Genomic DNA, 22,207 nt, shown 5'->3' with positions numbered 1-22,207 from the left:
TTGTCGATGAAGTGATTAATTTCTACTTCGCTGGCACTATCAATCAATCGTACTTAAATGACAGACATTACCACCGCACTGGCCAACAAACCGGTTGAGGAAGCCATCAGCTACCTGCTGGAACAATTTCCCGGAGGCGTAGCCTTTTCCACCTCCTTTGGCCAGGAAGACCAGGTAATATCAGATATTATCTGGCGGAATCATTTACCAGTGAAAGTATTTACCCTTGACACTGGCCGACTTTTCCAGGAGACATACGATGTAATGGACCTGACCATGGCCCGTTACAACCAACCTATTGCCGTTTATTACCCGGAAACTGCCGCCGTAGAGAAACTGGTATCAGAAAAAGGCCCCAACAGCTTTTATGAATCAATAGACAACCGTAAAGAGTGTTGTCGCATCCGCAAGATCGTTCCTTTAAACAGGGCGTTGGAAGGCGTAAAGGTTTGGATCACCGGCCTGCGCGCCGAACAGTCTGAAAACCGCCAGGGTATGGAAATCCTCGAGTGGGACGAACAACGCCGCATGTACAAATACAACCCCCTCATTCACTGGGGCTACGACGAAGTTTTAGCGTACCTCGAAAAACACAAGGTTCCTTATAATAAACTTCACGATAAAGGGTTTATCAGTATCGGCTGCGCACCGTGTACACGCGCCATCGAACCCGGTGAACATCCCCGCGCCGGCCGTTGGTGGTGGGAGCAGTCACACAAGGAATGTGGATTGCACGGTTAATCATTCTTTAAGCGTTAAATCAGCAGAGTCTATGACTAATAAAATAAATTGGGAATTCCCGCAGGCACTGGAAGACGAAGCAATTTATATTCTTCGTGAAACAGTAGCGCAATTTGAGAAGCCTGTATTACTTTTTTCAGGTGGAAAAGATTCTATCACCCTTGTCAGGTTAGCACAAAAAGCATTTTACCCGGGTAAGATCCCTTTCCCGTTATTACACGTGGATACAGGCCATAACTTCCCTGAAACCATCGAATTCCGCGACTGGCTGGTAAACGAGCTGGGACTGGATATCATTATACGTAAAGTACAGGATAGCATAGACCAGGGAAAAGTACAGGAAGAAACAGGTAAATACGCAAGCCGTAATGCCCTTCAGACTGTAACCCTCCTGGATGCAATCGAAGAAGGCAAATTCGACGCCTGCATCGGCGGCGCCCGCCGTGATGAAGAAAAAGCCCGCGCCAAGGAAAGGATCTTCAGCGTACGGGACGAATTTGGGCAGTGGAACGCAAAAATGCAGCGCCCTGAACTCTTCGATATCCTGAACGGCAAAATTAATATAGGCGAAAACGTTAGGGTATTCCCTATCTCCAACTGGACGGAATTAGATGTATGGAATTACATCGTAAGGGAAAACCTGCGCATCCCATCCATCTATTTCTCGCACGAAAGAGAGATCATCGAAAGAGACGGACTTTACTGGCCTTACTCCTCTTTCCTCAATACAACTGCCGACGAAGTGCCTTTCCGCAGCAAAGTCCGTTTCCGTACGGTCGGAGACATGACCTGTACCGCTGCCGTACTTTCAGAAGCCGATAAACTGGAAGATATCATTGCAGAGATCATGGAAGCCAAGATCTCCGAACGCGGCGCAAGAATAGACGACAAACGCTCCGAAGCCGCCATGGAAAAAAGAAAACAGGCAGGATACTTCTAATCAACTTTAATTCAAAACCCAGCAACATATATGGAGGTTTTACGTATAGCCACTTCAGGTAGTGTAGATGATGGAAAAAGTACGCTCATTGGTCGTTTACTTTACGACACCAATTCCATCCCCCAGGATAAAATGGAAGCATTACATGCAGCCAGCAAACGCAAAGGGCTTGATTATACTGATCTTTCCTTATTAACAGACGGCCTGGTAGCTGAAAGAGAACAGGGTATCACCATCGATGTGGCGCATATCTACTTCTCTACCCCTACCCGTAAATATATTATTGCCGATACCCCGGGGCATATCGAATATACCCGGAACATGGTTACCGGCGCTTCCAACGCCCAGGTATCCCTGATCCTTATCGACGCCCGCAAAGGAATCGTGGAACAAACGCATCGTCACTTCTTTATCGCCAACCTGCTGCGTATCCCCTACCTGGTAGTATGTGTGAATAAAATGGACCTGGTAGAATACAACCAGGCCCGCTTCAACCAGATAGTGGAAGACTTCCAGCAGGTATTGGACAATGCAGGCTATAAAGGCCAATCGGTACAGTTCATCCCGATCTCTTCCCTGTATGGCGAAAACGTAGCTTCCCGTACCGGGGCTATCGACTGGTACGAGGGTCCTTCCCTGCTCGAGTACCTGGAAGGCGTATCTTTCGATCATGCAGACAAGCAACACCCCGCAAGGTTTCCTATACAAAGCGTGATCCGCCCACGGACCACCGAATACCACGATTTCCGCGGATTCGCCGGTAAAGTGGCCAGCGGGCAGTTCCGTGTAGGCGATGAAGTTATTTCGCTCCCCAGCGGTCAGAAAAGCAGGATCAAAACCATCGAACAGTTCGAGAAACAACTGGAGGTAGCCCATGCCAAAGAAAGCGTGGTGATCACCCTGGAAGACGAGATCGATAGCAGCAGGGGCAATATGCTGGTGAAATCCGACGCCGTTGCCGAACCGCTGAAAGAACTCACTGCCGATATCTGCTGGATGGATCAGCAAAAACTGGCGGCGGGTAAAACCTACCTGTTGCAACATGGCGTTAACCGCGTTAAAGCCAAAGTTTCACAGATCAACTTCGTAACGGATGTAACGACTCTCACCCAGCATGATAACAAAACGGAAATGGGACTGAACGATATTGGCAGGATCACCCTGCGAACAGCCGCTCCCGTTTTTGCAGATAAATATGCTGATAACCCGGCTAACGGCGCTTTTATCTTAATCGATGAATTCAACAATACTACCGTAGGGGTAGGATTCGTGATCTGACGATTTATTTTTATAACTACTTAATTCCCAGCCCTTTAAACAGGCTGGGAATTTTTTTTTGAAATTTTTTCCGGAAGTTGTCACGTTTTGATTTCCTGTTTGGTCTTATTACTGTTAAACGCAAACAATCATTTTAAAAACTAACAGTCATGCAAGCAAGAATTAATTTCATGGAACTTCCTAAAGCATTTTCAGACGGTCTTTTCAGGTTAGGCGGTTATGTAAAGAAAAGCGGGTTAGACCCTATTTTACTGGAGCTGATCAACTTCCGCATATCTACTATCAATGGCTGCGCATTTTGCCTGGATATGCACTATAAAGACGCCATCGCGTTAGGAGAAGATCCTCAACGTTTATATTCTTTAAGCGCCTGGAGGGAATGCCCTTACTACACGGACGCAGAAAGAGCGGTACTGGCTTATGCAGAAGAAGTGAACACCCTGCACGTAACAGACGAAACATATGAAGAAATAAGCCGTTTTTTCAACAAACAGCAAATTGCCGATATTACCCTTGCAGTAGCGGCTATCAACACCTGGAACAGGCTTAACCGCGCCTTCCTTACAGTTCCGGGAGGTTACCAGGTTGGACAATTTGCCTAAATTTAAATTCAAAAGCACCGGATTATGGAAGCCTATCAACAGTTGCTCTTTCCTTACGCCTATAATATCCTTGGCTCGGTAGAAGATGCAAAGGACGTAGTACAGGAAGTAGTATCGAAGTATTACACCACTTCCCGCGAAGGGGTGAACGACGAAAAAAATTACCTGATAAGAAGTGTCATCAACCTGGCTATTAATACCAAGAACAGGAACAAACGGGTTAGCGCTGCAACACCCGAATGGCTGCCGGAGCCTGTGGCAACAGACGATAACGCAGATAAAAACATCAATATGAAAGATATCCTTTCGTATTCGCTGATGGTACTAATGGAGCGTTTGAGCACCATGGAGCGGGCGGTATTTATACTTCGCGAGAGCTTCGACTACGACCATAAGGAAATAGCAGCTGTGCTTTCCATTTCGGAAGAATACTCCAGGAAACTGTTAAGCCGTGCAAAAACAAGGCTATTTAAGCCGGGACCGGCTGTGAGAACGGCGGCGCAGCAACAACAGACTTCCAGGCTGTTAGCTGATTACATAGATGCGATCAGGCAGGGAGATGTAAAGCGGCTGGAAAGTATGTTATATTCGGAAGTGACGATGGTGGCGGATGGCGGCCAACTGAAAGTGGTTCGCAAGATCACGGAAGGCGTTACGGATGTCCTGGAAATATTGCAGATTATTTATACCAGGTATTTATCCAAAGCGGAAGTTACTTTCAGGTGGGTGAATCATCAACCGGCTTTCGTTTATACGTACAAGGGCCGTGTAGTTACCTGCCAGATCTTTGATGTCAGCGAAGATGGAAATACGATCCTGCGCATCAATAACGTGGTAGACCCGAATAAACTGAAGCAGTTTGTTATTGAGTAGATGTATCCCGGAGATGGGCAAACGATAACTATCATAGATAATAAGGGCTGACCTGTAATGTGGGTCAGCCTCTTTTGCTATTTTGTGTAACCTGCAGTGATTAAATATTTTTCAACATATCTGCCGTCATCTTTTCCAGGTCATATTCCGGTTTCCAACCCCAGTCTTTGCGGGCCTGTGAATCGTCCATGCTATCCGGCCAGCCATCGGCGATCTGCTGACGGTAATCCGGCTGGTAACTGAGTTCAAACGAAGGTATATGCTTCCTGATCTCTGCACCTATTTCTTTTGGCGAGAAACTCATGGCAGACAAGTTATAGGCAGAACGGACAGTGATCTTGGCGGCATCTGCTTCCATCAGTTCTATGGTAGCCCTGATGGCATCCGGCATGTACATCATAGGCAGGTAAGTATTTTCCGACAGGAAGCTGGTGTATTTCTGATGTTCTTTCGCTTCATGGAAAATTTCAACTGCGTAATCGGTCGTTCCTCCGCCGGGTGCAGATTTATAGCTGATAAGGCCCGGGTAACGAAGACTGCGTACATCTACGCCGAAACGGTGGTTGTAGTATTCGCACCAGCGTTCGCCTGCAAATTTGCTGATACCATAGATGGTAGTTGGTTCGATGATCGTATGCTGAGGCGTTTCCTTAGCAGGAGAGTTAGGACCAAATACTGCGATGGAGCTTGGCCAGTAAACTTTATCCAGGTTCTCTTCTTTCGCAATATCCAGTACGTTCAGCAGGCTTTGCATATTGATATGCCATGCCAGTAACGGGTTCTTTTCGCCGGTGGCAGAAAGGATAGCCGCCAGCAGGTAGATCTGGGTAATGTTATGTCGGATCACCAGTACGTGCAACATTTCTTTGTTCATCACATCCAGCGACACATAAGGTCCTGTGCCTTTCAGCAGTTCATGTTCCTCCCTCAGGTCTGAAGCTACTACGTTAGCATCTCCATACATCTTCCTTAACGCTAGTGTCAACTCTACGCCAATCTGGCCACAGGCGCCAATTACCAGGATCTTATCTTTCTTCATAACAAATTATGGTTGTAACTTTTTAAATCGGACCGTAATATTAACTGCTTCCGCTGTATTTACATTCAGTCCCCTTCGCAGCATGACAATGCTATAACAATGAAAGCAAATGAGATGATGAGACAACCTCGTCAGATTACAATTTTATGACAATATTAGCATTTCAGGCCGTGATATAGGCGCTGATAATAGGGATTAGCCTTTAAAAAGGCTTATCTTTGCACCTTCTAACAAAGACCCATATAAAATGAAGCATTTAAAATCATTGTTCCAGGAGCAGTATAACCCGGAAAATTTCTTCCTGATTGCAGGTCCTTGTGTGGTGGAGGAAGAATCGATACTGATGACAGTAGCAGAACGTGTGACGGCTATTTGTAAACGTTTATCCATTCCTTATATATTCAAAGCATCTTACCGTAAGGCTAACCGTACCAGTGTACATTCTTTTACGGGTATAGGAGATGTGGAAGGACTGGAGCTGGTAAACAAGATAGGCAAGCACTTTAATGTTCCGGTGACTTCAGATATCCACTCTGCTGCAGAAGCTGCAATGGCTGCTGCATACGTGGATGTATTGCAGATCCCGGCGTTCTTATGTCGCCAGACGGATATACTGATCGCCGCAGCGGAAACAGGCAAATTCGTTAATGTGAAGAAAGGCCAGTTCCTGAGCGGGGAAGCAATGAAATTTGCTGTTGAAAAGATAAAGGGAGCGGGCAACGATCGCATTATGCTTACAGAGCGCGGTACAACGTTCGGCTACCAGGACCTGGTGGTGGATTACAGGAATATTCCTATCATGAAACAGTTCGGAGAACCGGTGATCATGGATTGTACGCACTCCTTGCAACAACCTAACCAAAGCAGCGGCGTTACCGGCGGTAACCCTCACCTGATAGGCACTATAGCGAAAGCAGCTATTGCAACAGGCGCTGATGGTTTATTCATAGAAACACATCCTGATCCTTCCAAAGCAAAATCTGATGGCGCCAATATGCTGCACCTGGATCTGCTGGAAGAGCTGCTGGAGAAACTGGTAGAGATCAGGAAGGTAGTTCGCTAGTTAACGACTCCTTTTTTGCTGCTTTACCTTCTTTTCTGTAAATTCATAGTGCACTAAATCCAGCTCACTATGATTAACATTCACGATTTAAAATCTGGTGATACCGTTATCACAAACTATGGAGGAGCAGAGAAAGAAGGAACCATTGTACAGGTGGATCATTTCGAAAAAAAAGTGTTAGTAGCAACGGAAGGCGACAACGAGTATTGGTACGACCTGGACAACCTGGTTCCGATACACCTGACTCCTGAAACCTTGCTAAAACTGCAGTTTCACAAAGATGAAGCCGGTTCAACCAAAGGTGGCGGCGACTTATATGTAAGAGGGCCGTTTTCTGTAAGATTTTTTGAACCAGGGCATGAGCCTTTACTGCAACTGCATTACCGGGACGAAACCAGGAGTCTGAACGCGCCCATTACATTAAACGAATTGCAGAACCACTACCATGCGATGACCAACTTCCACCTCGAGTAGGTTTCACGCGAAGGAGTTTCACGCAAAGAGGCAAAGAAGCAAAGAAGCATAAGATATTTTGACCGAAGCGAATTTTAAGAAAGCAAAGGAGTTGAAAATTATGTTATATAACACAATCTTCAACTCCTTTGCTTTCTTATTTTCCTTAAAAAAACTTCTTATGCTTCTTTGCTTCTTTGCCTCTTTGCGTGAAACTCCTTTGCGTGAAACTCCGAGAGCTATAAGTAACGTAAAGGGTTTCTCCTGGCGTTCTGGATGTATGCTTTCATGTTAACCCAAAAGGCGAGGATCATATAAACAATGAGGGGTGAACCCATTGTCAGAAAGGTGGCATAGATGAAAAAGATGCGTATGCGTGATGAGGCCACTCCCAGTTTTTCCCCAATAGCGGCACACACGCCAAACGCCTTCCATTCCACAAAATCTTTTATACGGTTCATAAATCAAATTTATCAAATTCCGATAGTAAAAACAAGAGTCCGGCCAGGTTGCATAACAAATTATCTATATATTGAATATCAATTATTTAAAATAATCATTTCGTTAAATCAGCTTCAGCGGCGCTATTGGATGAGAAGAAAAATCCCCATCAAAATGTTAAAATGAAATAACCACCTATCTGGCTACCACAGCCCTTTCAGCCGTTTTTCGCCGCCCTGGTGAACGTTTTCGGTACTAGGGGTTCCGGCTCAGCCAATTATATCTTACGTTTTTTAATTTAAAAACTTGTTTGTTTTTAGTTAATTTTGCGAGCAATTTTTAACCGCTCTTAAATATTTTTTTTCCCATGGTGTTTGATATTGACATGATTAAAAAAGTGTATGCGGCACTACCGGGTAAAGTGGAAGCAACCCGTAAAATGCTGGGTCGTCCGCTGACACTTGCCGAGAAGATTTTGTACGCTCATCTGTATGCACCTACTACCACGCCCTACGAAAGAGGCAAATCCTATGTTGAATTTGCTCCGGATCGCGTAGCTATGCAGGATGCAACCGCCCAAATGGCATTGCTCCAGTTTATGACCTGCGGCCGTGATAAAGTTGCGGTTCCCTCCACTGTTCACTGTGACCACCTTATACAGGCAAAAGTTGGCGCAAAGCAAGACTTGGCGACGGCTATTGACACTAACAAAGAAGTTTACGATTTCCTTTCTTCTATCTCTGACAAATACGGTATCGGTTTCTGGAAACCAGGTGCAGGTATTATTCACCAGGTAGTACTGGAAAACTATGCTTTCCCTGGTGGTATGATGATCGGAACTGACTCTCACACTCCTAACGCAGGTGGTTTGGGTATGGTGGCTATCGGTGTTGGCGGTGCAGACGCTGTAGACGTAATGGCTGGCTTACCTTGGGAACTTAAAATGCCAAAACTGATCGGTGTTAAACTGACCGGTAAAATGAGCGGATGGACCTCTGCAAAAGATATTATCCTGAAAGTGGCTGGTATCCTCACCGTAAAAGGCGGTACCGGTGCAATCGTGGAATACTTTGGCGAAGGCGCCGACAGCTTCAGCGCAACCGGTAAAGCTACTATCTGTAACATGGGCGCTGAGATCGGTGCTACCTGCTCTCTGTTTGCTTATGACAGCAAAATGGCTGAATACCTGAAAATCACCGGCAGAACTGAAGTAGCTACCCTGGCCGATGCAGTGAAAGATCACCTCCGCCCGGATGCTGAAGTATATGCCGATCCTGCAAAATACTACGATCAACTGATCGAGATCAACCTGGATGAACTGGAACCATATGTAAATGGTCCGTTTACCCCGGATCTGGCTTGGCCTATCTCTAAGTTTGCACAGGCAGTAAAAGAAAACAACTGGCCTGAGAAACTGGAAGTAGCCCTCATCGGTTCCTGCACCAACTCTTCCTACGAAGATATTTCCCGCTCTGCATCCCTGGCTCAGCAAGCCCTGGACAAAGGCCTGGAAATGAAATCTGAATATACCATCACCCCAGGTTCTGAACTGGTTCGTTACACCATCGAAAGAGACGGTTTACTGAACACATTCGACAAAGTGGGCGGTGTAGTGCTGGCTAACGCCTGCGGTCCTTGCATCGGTCAATGGGCTCGTCACATCGATGATCCTAACCGCAAGAACTCTATCATCACTTCCTTCAACCGTAACTTCGCGAAAAGGAACGACGGTCTGGCTTCTACCCACGCTTTCGTTGCTTCTCCTGAAATCGTTACTGCCCTGGCTATTGCCGGCGACCTTACTTTCAACCCGCTGACAGATACCCTGAAAAACAAGAACGGCGAAGATGTGAAGCTGGATGAACCTAAAGGCTTTGAACTGCCGGTTAAAGGGTTCGCTGTGGAAGATGCAGGTTACCAGGCTCCTGCCGAAGACGGTAGCGGCGTTCAGGTAATTGTTTCTCCTACCTCCGATCGTCTGCAACTGCTGGCTCCATTCGCTGCATGGGAAGGCACTGATCTGAAAGGTCTGAAACTCCTCATCAAAGCGAAAGGCAAATGTACCACTGACCACATCTCTATGGCTGGTCCATGGTTGAAATACCGCGGCCACCTGGATAACATCTCCAACAACATGCTGATTGGCGCAGTGAACGCCTTCAACGATAAAACCGATACCGTTAAGAATGCACTGACCGGCGAATACGGTCCTGTTCCTGCAACCATGCGCGCTTACAAGGCTGCTGGTTTAGGCGCTGTTGTAGTGGGTGACGAAAACTATGGTGAAGGCTCCAGCCGCGAACACGCTGCAATGGAACCACGTCACCTCGGCGTTCGTGCGATCCTGGTTAAATCCTTCGCGCGTATCCACGAAACTAACCTGAAAAAGCAAGGTATGCTCGCGCTGACCTTCGCTGATAAAGAAGATTACGATAAGATCCAGGAAGATGATACCATCGATATCCTCGGCCTTACCGAATTCGCACCAGGTAAACAATTAACCATCGAATTGCATCATAAAGACGGTTCTACTGAGCAGTTCCCTGTAAACCACACGTACAACGAACAACAGATCGAGTGGTTCAAAGCAGGCGGCGCGCTGAATGTGATCCGCGCTCAATTCGCGAAAGCATAGTCTTTCCCGGTTTAAGTAATGGAAAAGGTTGTCTCTGTTCTAATAGAGACAACCTTTTTATTTTCAATCAACCCATCTCCCCAAAACCTTTATCTTCGCTCTGTACTATTATCTGCCTGCTATGTTAACAGACGAACTTAAGGCCCATTGGAACCAGCTCCATCAATCCATTACCACCGATCGCCAGTTTACCGACCAAACCTTCGCAGACCTGGTACTGGCCTACGAAAGCAAGGGCCGTTATTACCATACCCTGCATCATATACAGGCCATGTTCAATTCCCTGCAGGAATACGCTTCCCTGCTGAGGGAAACAGACGTTGTTGCTTTTTCTATCTTCTTCCATGACTATGTATACAATGCAAGCAGTAAAACGAATGAAGAAGAAAGCGCCGAAGCAGCGGTACAACACCTGGAAAGAACAGGCTTCCCTGCCGAAAAAACAGCCAGGGTTAAAGCATATATCATGGCTACCAAAACCCATGTAAATGCAGATCAGCAACCCGACGTGGATTACCTGCTCGACTTTGACCTGCAGATCCTCGGAGCTGAGCCAGCCATCTATGAAGCATACACGCGGCAGATCAGGCAGGAATACATCCAATACCCGGATCTTCTTTATAAACCAGGCAGGAAAAAGGTATTGCAACATTTCCTGCAAATGCCGGCCATCTATAAAACAGCCGAATTCCGCTCCCGCTACGAGGCGGCAGCAAGAAAAAATATTGAAACAGAAATAACCAATTTATAAACTATGAAAAGTGTAGTCGTTTTTTGCGGATCCAGTGCAGGCAATGAACCTGCATACCTACAACAGGCCTATGAGCTTGGCCAGGCCCTTGCCAAACGGGGATTGACGTTGGTGTACGGAGGCGCAAAAGTAGGATTGATGGGCGCAGTAGCCGACGGCGCATTGCAAGCCAACGGAAAGGTAATAGGCGTATTGCCTTATTTTCTTCAACAAAAAGAACTGGCACATAATGATCTGACAGAGCTGATACTGGTAGACACAATGCACGAACGCAAAACCAAAATGAACGAGTTGAGCGATGCTGTAATAGCGCTTCCGGGCGGCTTCGGCACCATGGAAGAACTCTTTGAAATGCTTACCTGGGGCCAGCTGGGCCTGCACAGGAAACCTGTAGGCCTGCTGAACACCAACGGCTTCTACGATCCGTTGCTGCAACTGGCGCAAACCATGAACAGCAAAGCATTCTTAACTACCGAGAACAAGGAGATGCTGCTGCATAGCAACAGGATAGACGAACTGCTGGTGAAACTGGAACAATACCAGCCCCCGCTTAAAACAAAGTGGATAACACCGGAAAAAAGCTAGATCGCTTTCATATTCCATAAAGGTTTTTTCAGGGCGAACCGCCTTACCAGGCTAACCCTGAAATTACCTGTACCAAAGGTCTGGTAGGTATGCGGTACCGCCATCCCGCTTCGGGTAGCCATGCCAACGTAATGGACCCCGGCAAAATAACGATGCGAATTATATCCCATAGAAGCTCTTACCGTATTGCTGAACTGTATCCCTACATTCCGTTTCACCTCCCCGTTTTCCAGGAAAAGACTGGTAGCATTGCCTCCCAAACCGGCGGTCAGCGACAGCGACAGGAAGAAGTGCTGCTTCAATACGAATGTATAGGCATAGCCTACATTGGCAGCCAGGGAAGAAATATTGGTCTTATAAAAAGGCAGCTCTCTAAGGAACAGGGTGTCCTGCATGTTAGGAGGGATCAGGGAAGAATCGCCTTTGATCCTGCCCAGGAAGATCTCTCCGCCTACAATAAGCGACCCGGCGCTTTTGTGCTGGTATTCGTTCTGCAGGTTAGGCGCCCGGTACGAAAACCGTTTATCATTAAACACATACTGGACATTCAGCCCGAAATCGATGTTGCGCAGATCCGGCCTTTGCGGGTAGGGATGCCGGGCTGCATATTCTTTCCCGAATACCTTTTCAGGATTGGCAATGTAATAGCCTTTATAGTACTGGCCATAGAAATCGACTACGATCTTGCGCAGGTAAATATGCGATTGCAGGTCGATATACTTGGTTTTCCCGTATTTATCATTATGGCGGTTAATAAAGGGAAGATTGAAGCCGATGTTGATGCCGAGGAAGCGGTAATTAGCTCCAAATCCAACGTTGAATGGGGTATTGGGGCGATAGAGGACATCTGTTTTATTTTTCCTGTCTATGATATCATACTTGGTGTATTTGCGGGAACCATAGAGCCTGAAAGTGATATCTTCCGTGTAATCGGCGATATACGCTGTATCATTCTCTGTTTTCAGCCATTTCAGGAAGCGTCCCTGCCCCCTTGCCTGGCCGATCGTGGTAATTCCTAACAGTAATACTATCCAGTATCGTAGATTCATTATGTTGTAGGTTGTAAGATGAAAAATGATCAGGGAAGCTCTATCACTTCAAGTTCCTGGATGTTCCCGGCGTCGATCCTGAACCGTAATAAGGTTTTCACTTTATGCCATCCCTGTTGTCCGCAGGCGCCCGGGTTCATATGCAACAAATGCAGTGCCGGGTCGGGTATCACCTTCAGAATGTGCGAATGGCCGCTGATAAATAGTTTGGGAGGCTGCTGCTGTATCATGGCTTTCACGCCCGGGGCGTATTTTCCCGGGTAACCGCCTATATGTATCATCAAAACGGGAACATCTTCTACTGTGAACCTTAATACTTCGGGGTAACGGATACGGATATCTGCCCCGTCGATATTGCCGTAAACCGCCCTGAAAGGCTTAAATGCCTCCAATTGGTCGGCCAGTCCTGCATTCCCTATATCTCCCGCATGCCATATCTCATCTACGTCTTCAAAATACTTAAATACTTGTGGATGCAGATAATTGTGGGTATCTGACATCAATCCTATTTTTTTCAAATGAGATGATATTTAATTTATATTTTAGGGATTATGCTTTTTAGTAATACACAACAGCCTACTGCATGCCTGCTGATCTGCTGTCCTGATAAACCAGGTATAGTAGCCGGCGTATCGCAGTTCCTATACCAATCCGGTGCAAATATACTGGATGCCAGTCAACACAGTACTGATCCGCGGGAAGGTTTATTTTTCATGCGTATGGAATTCCTCCTGCCGAACCTCGATAAAGCTGCGCTGGAAGCTGCCTTCCAGGCACAGGTAGCCACTCCCCTGCAAATGGAATGGACCATAGATTATTCCGATCGCCGTAAACAAATGGCTATCATGGTATCGGCCTACGACCATTGCCTGCTGGAATTATTATGGAGATGGAAAAGCGGGGAGTTGCAGGTAGATATACCACTTGTGATCAGCAATCACCGGACCCTGGAAAAAGATGTGGCCAATTTTGGCATCCCATTCCATCATATCCCGGTAACTGCCGCCAACAAAGCTGAACAGGAAGCCAAAACCATACAGTTGCTGCACGATCACCAGGTCGACTTCACCGTACTGGCCCGTTATATGCAGATCCTTTCGGCCAATTTCGTTAAACACTTCCCCCAGCGCATCATCAACATCCATCATTCCTTCCTGCCTGCTTTCGCAGGTGCAAAACCATACCAGAACGCGTATGCAAGAGGAGTAAAACTGATAGGCGCCACCGCCCACTACGTTACAGATGAACTCGACGAAGGGCCTATCATTGAACAGGATGTAGCGAGGGTAAGCCATAAACACACCGTGGAAGATCTTGTCATGTTAGGCCGCGACATCGAACGACAGGTACTTACCCGTGCCGTGAAAGCCCACATAGACGACCGTGTGATCCTGCACGGCAACAAAACCATCGTGTTTTAGTTTCACGCAAAGGCGCAAAGAAAAGCAAAGGCGCATAAGATTTTTTTTAAGATGAAAATAAGAAAGCAAAGAGAGCGAAGATTGTGTTATAAAACATAATCCTCATCCCTTTGCTTCTTAAAATTCGCTTCGATCAAAAAATCTTATGCGCCTTTGCTTTTCTTTGCTCCTTTGCGTGAAACTATTTACGCACGAACTTAGCGAGCTTCTTGCCGGATACGGCGTAGGATTCGGTGATGCGCATGCCGGTATCGAAGTCCATACCCATCATTCTGCCGGGAGCGTTATCGATGGAGATCTTTGCCACTTCTTTGCGGGAAGCTGTTTCGACGATGGTAACTTCCGCATCGATGTACGAGTTTTTACGTACAACGCCTACGTTAAAACCAGGTTCAATAAATGTGGTGTGGAAAACCATGGTGTACTTGGCGGAAGGATAAGATCCTACTTTGATATCGCCATTCTCGTTGAATAACTCGTCAAATTTCGGTTCAAACCTGTTCTTCCTGTCATCTACCCAGGCTTTGGCCCAGTTGTCGCCTTTTCCTGCCTCCTTGTTGTTGTATTCGGCAGTTCTTCTTTTTACATAGTCGGCTTCGTCTTCCTTGCCAACTTTCAAATTGTCATAGGTAAACTCGACATTCAATTCTTTCTGTCCTTCAAATACAGAGAGGTCGCCGTTCTGAAGTTTGATCTTTTGAGCAAAAACCGCTGTGGAGAGGCAGCATAGCATTCCTAACATTAGTAGTTTGGGGAAACGTTTCATATTAAAAAAATTTAGTGCGCAAATATATTAATTCTTTTAATAACGTTCAAAACCGATTGATTTTTTTTATCTTAGGTAGATGCTGTCCAAAGCTCTATATGATTATTTGCGCCAGGAATGTGACGTGGTACTGCATGCGTACAAAGGGTTAGCGGATCAACCGGCCGACCCCAAAGCCGTACACGCCATCCGGGTGGCTACCAAAAAACTAAGGGCATTTTTCTCCCTCGCCCAACAACTGCCCGGTTACTCATTCGGCGCCGGCAAACATCTTCATCTTGTCAGGCTGCTGCAAAGCATCGGCGGAGCCGCCAGGGATACGCACCTGCAGGAAATGCACCTGAAACGCTACGAAAGAAAAGCAAAGACACGCTTCTCACATGCGCACCTCCTGCTGAAAACAAGGCAGGCCACTGCCATAGAGATGCTAAAAGCCGCTATTAAACACACGACCCTTAAAAAACTGGATACCCTGCCTGAAAGGTTCCGCCAGGCAACCAAAGACCTGGACAACGACCAGGCAATGGAAGCGCTGATAACATTCCTTAACAGGCAACGCGCACAGATCACCGTTCCTCCCAGCAATGCACATCATGAAGTATGGCATGAAGAGAGAAAAAAAGTGAAAGCGCTGTATTACCAGCTTACCATATTGTCGGAGGTTTTGCCTGTTTCGTATGGCGGTAAAAAACTGGTGGAAGAAATGCGGAAAGGAGGAGAACTGCTGGGCGACTGGCATGATACCAGCGTATTGCTGCACGACATCAGGCAATTGGTAACCTGGCTGAAAAGAGAGCGGATCAACTTACCCGTACATACATCTCAACTGGTTTCACTTATCCAGACAGACGAAAAAGAACAACTGGCATTGGCTGCCAGGCAGCTCAGGAAGCTGGTGATCGGTCAGGAGGCTTCCCCGCAATAAGCCATCACTATTTCAAAGATCAGCGAAGCAGCCAGTTTAGCTGTCCGGTTATCCACATCCAGCGATGGGTTCAACTCTGCCACATCTGCACTGATCACTTTCCCACTGCCCAGGATCTGGCGAAATGCCTGCAACATAAGCCCATTCGGGAGTATGCCGTTATAAGCGGTTGCACTTACACCCGGCGCAAATGCAGATGCAAATACGTCCATGCATGTGGTGAGGTATACTTTATCTACCTGGCTGAGGAAATGTTGTATTGCTGCAAAAACGGTGTCTTTATCATTCAGGTGAAAAGCGTCAGCTCCTACATAGGTTACTTCTTCTTCCCCTGCAATATTGAACAGCTGGCGGGTATTTCCATTCTGCTGGATGCCAAGGGCCAGGTAATGAAATGGCCTGCCGGCGGTTTTGCTGTCCTGTGCTAATTGCCAGAAACCGGTGCCGCTGCTGGCGCCTTCGGCTTCAGGGATGCGGATATCAAAATGCGCGTCAAAGTTGATATATCCCAGTTGCTGGGCGGCTGCATACTGCCTAAGGCCAGTAACGTGGCCGTAGGTGATTTCGTGCCCCCCTCCCAGTAATACAGGAAAATAGCCGGCATTCAGCAAAGCCAATACTGCCTGTGCCAGCACCGCCTGAGCGTTTTCCAGCTCCTTGCCTACACAGATCACATCACCTGCGTCCAGCAATACAACATCACCAGGAAAATGAACAGGGAAGCTGCCCATTACATTCCTTAGCGCTACAGGTCCTTCTGCTGCACCTGCCCGGCCTTTGTTGCGCCTTACTCCTTCGTCGGATGCGAAGCCTAAGAAGGCTATACCTTTCTGTCCTTTTTGCAAAAGGGGAAGCGGGGCTTCCAGCAGGTTGGCAGTCCTGATAACCTGGTGCCATCTTAACTGTTCAACGGAAGTTCCGTCTGTGCGTCCTGTCCATATGCCTGTTGCTGTAGGCCGGTAGTTTGCTGTTGTGATCATATCAAGTTGCCTTTTTTCCAAACTGCTGTTGGTTTCATTTTTCCCTGGTAATACAGGATATCCCTGTAGTCGGCGGTTGGGTATCCCTGGAAATCGGCCTGGTACCCGGCTTCCAGCTTACCCACATCAGTGAGCTGCAAAGCTTTTGCCGCCCTGAAAGTTAAGCCTGCCAATACTTCGGCTGTTGATAACTTTTCTGCTGCGCTCATGACAGCAGCCTGCATCAGCAGATCTCCCATGGGTGCAGAACCGGGGTTCCAGTCACTGGCTATCGCAACGCTTGCACCGGCGTTTAACAATTTGCGCGCTGGCGCATAACCCATGCCCAGGCCAAGCGAGGCGCCCGGTAATACCACCGCTACCGTTTCTGAACCGGCCATTAATGCTATTTCAATTTCCGTACTGGCTTCCAGGTGATCCGCAGAAACTGCGCCAGCCTTGGCTGCAACGGCTGAACCTCCGGCAGTGAACTGGTCGGCATGTACCGTGGCTGCAAAACCTCTGGCTGTAGCCTGTTGTAAAAACCAGGTCGCTTCTTCCGGCGAAAATGCAGTCTCCTCCACAAAGATATCTATACGCTTCGTTAATTCTTCCAGTTGCACTACCGGCAACAGTTCTTCGAGTATCCATTGCAGGTAGGCGCCGGCGGTGCCTTCAAAATCACGGGGCTTCATATGCGCTGCCAGGCAGGTAGCGATCAATGTTGCCTGGGTGTGCATGCCTGCTTTCTGGATCGCCCTTAGCATTTTCAGCTCTTCTTCCAGGCTCAGTCCATACCCGCTTTTCACTTCAATGGTAGTAACCCCGTCTTTCAAATGCCTGTTAGCCCTTGCCACTGTATTTTCAGTTAAGGTAACCAGGTCGGCCTGCCTTGTTTTTGTAACAGAATCCCATATTCCGCCTCCGGCACGGGCAATTTCCAGGTAACTTTTACCTGCTATTCTCATGGCATAATCCCTGCTCCTGCTGCCATCAAAACAAATATGCGTATGGCAGTCGACAAACCCGGGCAGTACTACCATAGGCGTGTCAATAAACGCAATTTCACAACCCTGGAACTGCATCCTTAACGCCTCAAACTCCCCAACCGCCACGATCTTACCATCTTCTTCCACGATACCGGCATTTTCAAATACCTCCAGTTGTTCATCGTGTAACGGTCCTTTAACGCCCAGGTTGTTCAAGGGTAGCAATTGGGTAAATGGTCCTGTTAACGTTTTCATATAGTCAGTTTTTCAGGCAAGAGGCAAAACAGAATATTCATCTCCTTTGCCTCTTGCATTATATCTTTTTAGCGGGAAACATTGATACCGAATTTATGCGACAACTCCAGCGCTTTTTCATAGCCTGCATCGGCATGCCTGAAAATTCCCATGGCGGGATCATTGAACAGCACCCGTTTGAGGCAGGCCGCTGCGCGGTCTGTTCCATCTGCCAGCACAACCATCCCGGCATGTTGCGAGTATCCCATTCCTACGCCGCCTCCATGATGGAAAGAAACCCAGGTAGCGCCGCCTCCCGTGTTAGCCATCAGGTTCAGCAGGGTCCAGTCGCTAACTGCATCTGACCCGTCTTTCATGGCTTCTGTTTCCCTGTTCGGAGAAGCAACTGAACCGCAGTCGAGGTGATCGCGGCCTATCACGATCGGCGCTTTTACCTTGCCTGTTCTTACCAGTTCATTAAAGATCAGACCAGCTTTTTCCCTTTCTCCCAATCCTAACCAGCAAATCCGCGCTGGCAGCCCCTGGAAGGCGATCTTTTCCCTTGCCTGTTTTAACCAGTTGATGAGGTGAGTGTTCTCCGGGAATGCTTCCATTAATGCCTGATCTGTGGTGTAAATGTCCTCAGGGTCGCCGGAGAGGGCTACCCAACGGAAAGGACCTTTTCCTTCACAGAACAAAGGTCGTATATACGCCGGCGTGAAACCCGGGAAATTAAATGCGTCGGGCTCGCCTCCTTCTTTTGCAAATTCGCGCAGGTTGTTGCCGTAATCGAATGTTACCGCGCCTTTGCGCTGCATCTCCAGCATGAAACCTACATGGCGGGCCATGCTTTTCAGTGAACGGGCTTTGTAAGCCGCAGGATCTTCAGTTCTTAACTTTGCCGCTTCTTCGAGGGTAAGACCATTGGGAACATACCCGTTCAGCGGATCATGCGCCGAGGTTTGATCTGTAAGGATATCCGGGATGATATTATCTTTCAGCATTCTTTCAAGCATATCGCCGGCATCGCTCACCAACCCGATAGACAGCGCCTCGCCTTTTTCAAGCGCCGCTTTTGCCCACCGGATAGCTTCTTCATATGAATGGGTCATTTTATCGATATAGCGGGTATCGAGCCTTTTTTGTATGCGTACAGGGTCTACATCTGCGCCAATGAATACAGCTCCGGCCATGGTTGCGGCCAGGGGCTGCGCTCCTCCCATTCCTCCAATCCCGGCAGTGACAAGCAGCTTTCCTTTAAGGTTGCCGTTAAAATGCTGGCGGCCGCACTCCATAAAGGTTTCATAAGTACCCTGCAGGATGCCCTGGGTGCCGATATAGATCCAGCTACCGGCCGTCATCTGGCCGTACATCATGAGTCCTTTTGCTCTCAGTTCATTGAAATGCTCCCAGGTTGCCCATTTGGGAACCAGGTTGCTGTTGGCGATCATTACCCGCGGCGCATGGGGATGGGTGCGTACAATACCTACGGGCTTGCCTGATTGAACAAGCAGTGAATGGTCTTCATCCAGTTCCAGCAGGAGTTCGATAATGCGTTGCAGCGACTCCCGGTTGCGGGCCGCCTGGCCTATGCCCCCGTAAACTACCAGCTCATCAGGATTTTCTGCTACTGCCGCATCCAGGTTGTTCAACAACATGCGAAGCGGGGCTTCCGTTTGCCATGATTTGGCGTGAAGCGTATTGCCACGTGGGGCTTTGTAATGCGGGTGCGCCGCGTATTTATTAATAAAGTCCAAACTGGTCATTGTATAATCCGTTTAAGTTAAGTTGATGTTGGGCGGCCGTTTCGTTGGCTACACGAACCAGCGACTGGTCCTGTACAATGGTATGAAGAGCGGCTATGTCGTTGGCGAATATCCTGTCTTTGTTCGCGAACGATACTTTGGAGCGGGTATATTGATGCACTGCTTCAAGGATGGGGCCTGACTTCAACGGTCGCCTGAAATCCACGGCCTGTGCGGCATACAGCAATTCAATAGCGAGTATGTATTCTACATTGCTGATCACCTGGTTCAGTTTTCGCCCGCTGATAGAGCCCATGGAAACATGGTCTTCCTGGCCCAGTGAAGTAGGTACGCTGTCGGCGCTGGCAGGGAAACATAACGTTTTATTTTCTGTAACCAATGCAGCAGTGGTATACTGGGGGATCATGAAACCGGAGTTAAGACCTGCGTCCTGGATGAGTAATTTAGGCAGCCCATACCTGCCTTCTATCATCATGTAACAGCGGCGGTCGGAGATATTCCCGATTTCTGCCGCGGCGATAGTTGCATAATCCAGCGGCAGCGCCATAGGCTGGCCATGGAAGTTTCCTCCGCTGATGGTATCGGCAGCGCTGAAGATAACAGGGTTATCGGTCACTGAGTTCAGCTCTATGGTAGTAAGTTCGAGCAGGTGCAGCCAGGCGGTACGGGATGCGCCATGTACCTGCGGCATGCAACGGAGGGAATAAGGGTCCTGAACGCGGCCGCAATCCACATGCGACTCCATGATCTCCGACTGTTCCAGCATGGTTTTCAACCGGTGTGCTACCAGCTGGTTGCCTGCGAATGGGCGGATGTTGTGCAGGCGCGGATCAAAAGGTTTGGCAGTGCCCATCAGTCCTTCCAGCGAGAGGGCGCCAATAATATCGGCAGCTTCCAGCAGGTTGTATAAACGTTGTACTGCTTTCACGGCAAAAGAAAGGATGAACTGTGTGCCGTTAATCAGCGCCAGGCCTTCTTTCGGGCCCAGCACGATGGGTTGAATGCCTTCTGCCTGCATCATGGCGGCAGTATCAGTTACCTGGCCTTTATACCATACCTTGCCTAAACCTATTAAAGGCAGGAAGAGATGAGAAAGAGGAGCGAGGTCGCCGGAGGCGCCAACAGAGCCTTTTTCGGGCACCAGGGGAGTTACCTGGTTATCGATATGCCAGATGATGCGTTCGAGGGTGGCCAGTGCGGCGCCGGAGTAGCCCTGCGCCAGGGCGTGTACTTTGGTTACCAGCATGATCCGCGCAACCTCTTCAGGAATAGGCTCTCCCACGCCTACGCTATGGCTTTGCAGGATGTTGTACTGGAGCGCCCTGGTATCTTCTTCCGATATTTTAGTATCGCAAAGCGGACCAAAGCCGGTGTTAACGCCATATACCGTAGTATGCTGGCTTACGATCGTTTGTACATAACCGTAGCTGGTCTGCACCTTGCTGATCACTTCCGGGGTAAGCACCCCTTTCAGTTTCCCTGAAGCGATGGCGATTGCCTTAGGGACTGTCAGCTGGTCGATTCCATATTTGAAGATATCGTTCATTGTTTGGTGTATTTTATAGTTGTTCTCTTATCCTTTCAGATAAAGGTTTTATTTGTACGGATTGTTCGATCTGGGCGATGCCTGCGAGCACCTGCTGGCTTTGCTTATTGGAAGCAACCAGTTCGTCCATGGCTGCGGTGATAGCGGCCCAGACAGGGCGGATCTGCTGCAGCATTTCTTCGCCTTTTTTTGAAAAGGCTACCAGTTGCCGGCGGCCGTCTTCTTTGCAGGGGGTGGTTTTTACCAGTCCTTTTTTCTTCAGGTTGGTGATCATCTGGCTAACGGCCGAATGGGATATTTCCAGTTGTTCAGCTATCTCGATCATGGATACAGGCTGGTGTTGTGAAAGAAGGTAGAAGACAGGGAACCAGCTTGCATCGAAGGGAATGCCTTGTTGTTCGTACACTTTATTCACTTCCATGAGGAAGTATTCGCTCAGGCGGCGAAGCCTGCTGCCAAACACAAGGTAACCGAGAGATGGGTAAAACGACATGCTATTGCTATTAAATTATTATCTGTCAATTATATAAGTACTTATACAATTAAATTCTCAACGTAAATGTAAGAAATTTATATAAGCGCTTATATATTTTTATAAAAGAAAAACGAATCAAACTGTCTCATTTAATTCGTTAACCGGATGAGGGTTAATCTTCCTTCCGTTTCTTGATATCGAACCAAACGGGAGAGGTATCTGTTACATCGCCGTTGTAGTTGATAAAGAGCTCTTCGCCTTTCTTGATGTCCCGGATGGTGATAATGCTCATGGTTTCCGCGTCAAAGTCCATTTCATACTCACAATTAGGGTTATAATCATGGTTGTAGATGGAACAATAGCCAAGCGCTATACATGAACGGGTTTCTCTTACGCCCCAAAGGAAGATGTAGTTATGCAACTTGGTCTTATCTACAATTTCGGTATCATCATAAGAGAGGACAAGTACGGGAGAGGTTTCTATCCTGGTGCCTGCCGGAATTTTCTCTTTGGTAAATACTCCCCGGCCCCGGCCCTTAGACTTATCAATGTACAAGTATGGCTTTATCATAGCGCTGTTTCAGATAAAAGAAAGACGTAAAATAAAGTTAAACCGATAAGTTATCAAAATCATGTGCAAAAAATTTAGGTTTGCGGCCCGAAAAATATTTTTTTT

Annotated in this window: 23 protein-coding genes; 12 read left to right on the top strand and 11 right to left on the bottom strand. The window is 47.7% G+C overall.

Going from position 1 to position 22,207, the window contains the following annotated elements; genetic code table 11:
• The first annotated feature begins 57 nt into the window (after positions 1-57).
• The 5 genes from BLV62_RS23455 (at position 58) to BLV62_RS23435 (ending at position 4,434) form a co-directional block, all read left to right on the top strand.
• Positions 58-741, top strand: a complete 684-nt coding sequence (locus BLV62_RS23455; protein ID WP_089764844.1) for a phosphoadenylyl-sulfate reductase — start codon at positions 58-60, stop codon at positions 739-741.
• 31 nt (positions 742-772) lie between these two features.
• A complete protein-coding gene (cysD, locus tag BLV62_RS23450) occupies positions 773-1,681 on the top strand; it encodes a sulfate adenylyltransferase subunit CysD (RefSeq protein ID WP_089764842.1) in 909 nt (302 codons plus the stop codon).
• 30 nt (positions 1,682-1,711) lie between these two features.
• Positions 1,712-2,959 carry a sulfate adenylyltransferase subunit 1 gene (locus tag BLV62_RS23445; protein WP_089764841.1) on the top strand — a complete coding sequence of 416 codons (1,248 nt, stop codon included), beginning with the start codon at positions 1,712-1,714 and terminating at the stop codon, positions 2,957-2,959.
• A 149-nt stretch (positions 2,960-3,108) separates the two neighbouring features.
• Entirely contained in the window at positions 3,109-3,561 is a 453-nt protein-coding gene (locus tag BLV62_RS23440) for a carboxymuconolactone decarboxylase family protein (protein ID WP_089764839.1), read from the top strand.
• Between the two features lie 24 nt (positions 3,562-3,585).
• Entirely contained in the window at positions 3,586-4,434 is an 849-nt protein-coding gene (locus BLV62_RS23435; protein ID WP_225889687.1) for a sigma-70 family RNA polymerase sigma factor, read from the top strand.
• Positions 4,435-4,534: 100 nt separating this feature from the next.
• On the opposite strand, the gene BLV62_RS23430 is transcribed toward BLV62_RS23435, so the two are convergent.
• Complete coding sequence (locus BLV62_RS23430) at positions 4,535-5,473, bottom strand: NAD-dependent epimerase/dehydratase family protein (protein ID WP_089764835.1); 939 nt, start codon at positions 5,471-5,473, stop codon at positions 4,535-4,537.
• Between the two features lie 247 nt (positions 5,474-5,720).
• Between BLV62_RS23430 and kdsA the strand changes: the two genes are divergently transcribed.
• Both kdsA and BLV62_RS23420 read left to right on the top strand, forming a co-directional pair.
• Positions 5,721-6,536 carry a 3-deoxy-8-phosphooctulonate synthase gene (gene kdsA, locus BLV62_RS23425; protein ID WP_089764833.1) on the top strand — a complete coding sequence of 272 codons (816 nt, stop codon included), beginning with the start codon at positions 5,721-5,723 and terminating at the stop codon, positions 6,534-6,536.
• Positions 6,537-6,605: 69 nt separating this feature from the next.
• On the top strand, positions 6,606-7,010 hold the full coding sequence (locus BLV62_RS23420; RefSeq protein ID WP_089764832.1) for a hypothetical protein: 405 nt from the start codon (positions 6,606-6,608) through the stop codon (positions 7,008-7,010).
• Positions 7,011-7,228: 218 nt separating this feature from the next.
• Here BLV62_RS23420 and BLV62_RS23415 read toward each other — a convergent pair whose 3' ends face one another.
• Positions 7,229-7,450 carry a PspC domain-containing protein gene (locus BLV62_RS23415; RefSeq protein WP_089764830.1) on the bottom strand — a complete coding sequence of 74 codons (222 nt, stop codon included), beginning with the start codon at positions 7,448-7,450 and terminating at the stop codon, positions 7,229-7,231.
• Positions 7,451-7,797: 347 nt separating this feature from the next.
• Here BLV62_RS23415 and BLV62_RS23410 point away from each other — a divergent pair, with 347 nt between their 5' ends.
• The 3 genes from BLV62_RS23410 (at position 7,798) to BLV62_RS23400 (ending at position 11,401) form a co-directional block, all read left to right on the top strand.
• Positions 7,798-10,065, top strand: a complete 2,268-nt coding sequence (locus BLV62_RS23410; RefSeq protein ID WP_089764828.1) for an aconitate hydratase — start codon at positions 7,798-7,800, stop codon at positions 10,063-10,065.
• A 121-nt stretch (positions 10,066-10,186) separates the two neighbouring features.
• Complete coding sequence (locus tag BLV62_RS23405) at positions 10,187-10,816, top strand: HD domain-containing protein (RefSeq protein WP_089764827.1); 630 nt, start codon at positions 10,187-10,189, stop codon at positions 10,814-10,816.
• A gap of 3 nt (positions 10,817-10,819) precedes the next feature.
• Complete coding sequence (locus tag BLV62_RS23400; protein ID WP_089764825.1) at positions 10,820-11,401, top strand: LOG family protein; 582 nt, start codon at positions 10,820-10,822, stop codon at positions 11,399-11,401.
• On the opposite strand, the gene BLV62_RS23395 is transcribed toward BLV62_RS23400, so the two are convergent.
• Positions 11,398-12,450, bottom strand: coding sequence for a DUF4421 domain-containing protein (locus BLV62_RS23395; RefSeq protein ID WP_089764823.1), 1,053 nt, complete (start codon positions 12,448-12,450; stop codon positions 11,398-11,400). The genes BLV62_RS23400 and BLV62_RS23395 overlap by 4 nt on opposite strands.
• Before the next feature lie 29 nt (positions 12,451-12,479).
• Positions 12,480-12,950, bottom strand: coding sequence for a metallophosphoesterase family protein (locus tag BLV62_RS23390; protein WP_258522446.1), 471 nt, complete (start codon positions 12,948-12,950; stop codon positions 12,480-12,482).
• A 51-nt stretch (positions 12,951-13,001) separates the two neighbouring features.
• On the opposite strand from BLV62_RS23390, the gene purU reads away from it, so the two are divergent.
• Positions 13,002-13,871, top strand: a complete 870-nt coding sequence (gene purU, locus BLV62_RS23385; RefSeq protein ID WP_089764819.1) for a formyltetrahydrofolate deformylase — start codon at positions 13,002-13,004, stop codon at positions 13,869-13,871.
• Between the two features lie 181 nt (positions 13,872-14,052).
• Here the strand turns inward: purU and BLV62_RS23380 are convergent, their stop codons facing one another.
• A complete protein-coding gene (locus BLV62_RS23380) occupies positions 14,053-14,637 on the bottom strand; it encodes a hypothetical protein (protein ID WP_089764817.1) in 585 nt (194 codons plus the stop codon).
• 79 nt (positions 14,638-14,716) lie between these two features.
• Between BLV62_RS23380 and BLV62_RS23375 the strand changes: the two genes are divergently transcribed.
• Complete coding sequence (locus BLV62_RS23375; RefSeq protein WP_089764815.1) at positions 14,717-15,562, top strand: CHAD domain-containing protein; 846 nt, start codon at positions 14,717-14,719, stop codon at positions 15,560-15,562.
• Here the strand turns inward: BLV62_RS23375 and hutG are convergent.
• From hutG to BLV62_RS23345, 6 genes are all read right to left on the bottom strand, one after another.
• Positions 15,541-16,542 (bottom strand): formimidoylglutamase, encoded by a 1,002-nt coding sequence (gene hutG, locus BLV62_RS23370; RefSeq protein ID WP_139170365.1) that lies wholly within the window; start codon positions 16,540-16,542, stop codon positions 15,541-15,543. The two genes, BLV62_RS23375 and hutG, sit on opposite strands and share 22 nt — an antisense overlap.
• On the bottom strand, positions 16,539-17,765 hold the full coding sequence (gene hutI, locus BLV62_RS23365) for an imidazolonepropionase (protein WP_089764811.1): 1,227 nt from the start codon (positions 17,763-17,765) through the stop codon (positions 16,539-16,541). The genes hutG and hutI overlap by 4 nt, the downstream gene beginning before the upstream one ends.
• A 68-nt stretch (positions 17,766-17,833) precedes the next feature.
• Positions 17,834-19,510 carry a urocanate hydratase gene (gene hutU / locus BLV62_RS23360; protein ID WP_089764809.1) on the bottom strand — a complete coding sequence of 559 codons (1,677 nt, stop codon included), beginning with the start codon at positions 19,508-19,510 and terminating at the stop codon, positions 17,834-17,836.
• On the bottom strand, positions 19,488-21,056 hold the full coding sequence (hutH, locus tag BLV62_RS23355) for a histidine ammonia-lyase (protein WP_089764808.1): 1,569 nt from the start codon (positions 21,054-21,056) through the stop codon (positions 19,488-19,490). Before hutH ends, hutU begins: the two co-directional genes overlap by 23 nt.
• 13 nt (positions 21,057-21,069) lie before the next feature.
• Complete coding sequence (locus BLV62_RS23350) at positions 21,070-21,549, bottom strand: MarR family winged helix-turn-helix transcriptional regulator (RefSeq protein WP_089764806.1); 480 nt, start codon at positions 21,547-21,549, stop codon at positions 21,070-21,072.
• Positions 21,550-21,703: 154 nt separating this feature from the next.
• The gene (locus BLV62_RS23345) at positions 21,704-22,102 is read right to left on the bottom strand and encodes an SET domain-containing protein (RefSeq protein ID WP_089764804.1); all 399 of its coding nucleotides are present in this window, start codon (positions 22,100-22,102) and stop codon (positions 21,704-21,706) included.
• Positions 22,103-22,207 lie beyond the last annotated feature (105 nt).

This window comes from Chitinophaga terrae (ex Kim and Jung 2007) (genome assembly GCF_900107795.1).
In the GTDB taxonomy this organism is placed as follows: domain Bacteria; phylum Bacteroidota; class Bacteroidia; order Chitinophagales; family Chitinophagaceae; genus Chitinophaga; species Chitinophaga terrae.
This window is presented reverse-complemented; position numbering and strand designations above follow the sequence as displayed.

Coding starts and splice junctions, on each gene's coding strand:
- BLV62_RS23455 (WP_089764844.1), top strand. CDS start 58: ATGACAGACATTACCACCGCACTGGCCAACAAACCGGTTGAGGAAGCC.
- cysD (WP_089764842.1), top strand. CDS start 773: ATGACTAATAAAATAAATTGGGAATTCCCGCAGGCACTGGAAGACGAA.
- BLV62_RS23445 (WP_089764841.1), top strand. CDS start 1,712: ATGGAGGTTTTACGTATAGCCACTTCAGGTAGTGTAGATGATGGAAAA.
- BLV62_RS23440 (WP_089764839.1), top strand. CDS start 3,109: ATGCAAGCAAGAATTAATTTCATGGAACTTCCTAAAGCATTTTCAGAC.
- BLV62_RS23435 (WP_225889687.1), top strand. CDS start 3,586: ATGGAAGCCTATCAACAGTTGCTCTTTCCTTACGCCTATAATATCCTT.
- BLV62_RS23430 (WP_089764835.1), bottom strand. CDS start 5,473: ATGAAGAAAGATAAGATCCTGGTAATTGGCGCCTGTGGCCAGATTGGC.
- kdsA (WP_089764833.1), top strand. CDS start 5,721: ATGAAGCATTTAAAATCATTGTTCCAGGAGCAGTATAACCCGGAAAAT.
- BLV62_RS23420 (WP_089764832.1), top strand. CDS start 6,606: ATGATTAACATTCACGATTTAAAATCTGGTGATACCGTTATCACAAAC.
- BLV62_RS23415 (WP_089764830.1), bottom strand. CDS start 7,450: ATGAACCGTATAAAAGATTTTGTGGAATGGAAGGCGTTTGGCGTGTGT.
- BLV62_RS23410 (WP_089764828.1), top strand. CDS start 7,798: ATGGTGTTTGATATTGACATGATTAAAAAAGTGTATGCGGCACTACCG.
- BLV62_RS23405 (WP_089764827.1), top strand. CDS start 10,187: ATGTTAACAGACGAACTTAAGGCCCATTGGAACCAGCTCCATCAATCC.
- BLV62_RS23400 (WP_089764825.1), top strand. CDS start 10,820: ATGAAAAGTGTAGTCGTTTTTTGCGGATCCAGTGCAGGCAATGAACCT.
- BLV62_RS23395 (WP_089764823.1), bottom strand. CDS start 12,450: ATGAATCTACGATACTGGATAGTATTACTGTTAGGAATTACCACGATC.
- BLV62_RS23390 (WP_258522446.1), bottom strand. CDS start 12,950: ATGTCAGATACCCACAATTATCTGCATCCACAAGTATTTAAGTATTTT.
- purU (WP_089764819.1), top strand. CDS start 13,002: ATGCTTTTTAGTAATACACAACAGCCTACTGCATGCCTGCTGATCTGC.
- BLV62_RS23380 (WP_089764817.1), bottom strand. CDS start 14,637: ATGAAACGTTTCCCCAAACTACTAATGTTAGGAATGCTATGCTGCCTC.
- BLV62_RS23375 (WP_089764815.1), top strand. CDS start 14,717: ATGCTGTCCAAAGCTCTATATGATTATTTGCGCCAGGAATGTGACGTG.
- hutG (WP_139170365.1), bottom strand. CDS start 16,542: ATGATCACAACAGCAAACTACCGGCCTACAGCAACAGGCATATGGACA.
- hutI (WP_089764811.1), bottom strand. CDS start 17,765: ATGAAAACGTTAACAGGACCATTTACCCAATTGCTACCCTTGAACAAC.
- hutU (WP_089764809.1), bottom strand. CDS start 19,510: ATGACCAGTTTGGACTTTATTAATAAATACGCGGCGCACCCGCATTAC.
- hutH (WP_089764808.1), bottom strand. CDS start 21,056: ATGAACGATATCTTCAAATATGGAATCGACCAGCTGACAGTCCCTAAG.
- BLV62_RS23350 (WP_089764806.1), bottom strand. CDS start 21,549: ATGTCGTTTTACCCATCTCTCGGTTACCTTGTGTTTGGCAGCAGGCTT.
- BLV62_RS23345 (WP_089764804.1), bottom strand. CDS start 22,102: ATGATAAAGCCATACTTGTACATTGATAAGTCTAAGGGCCGGGGCCGG.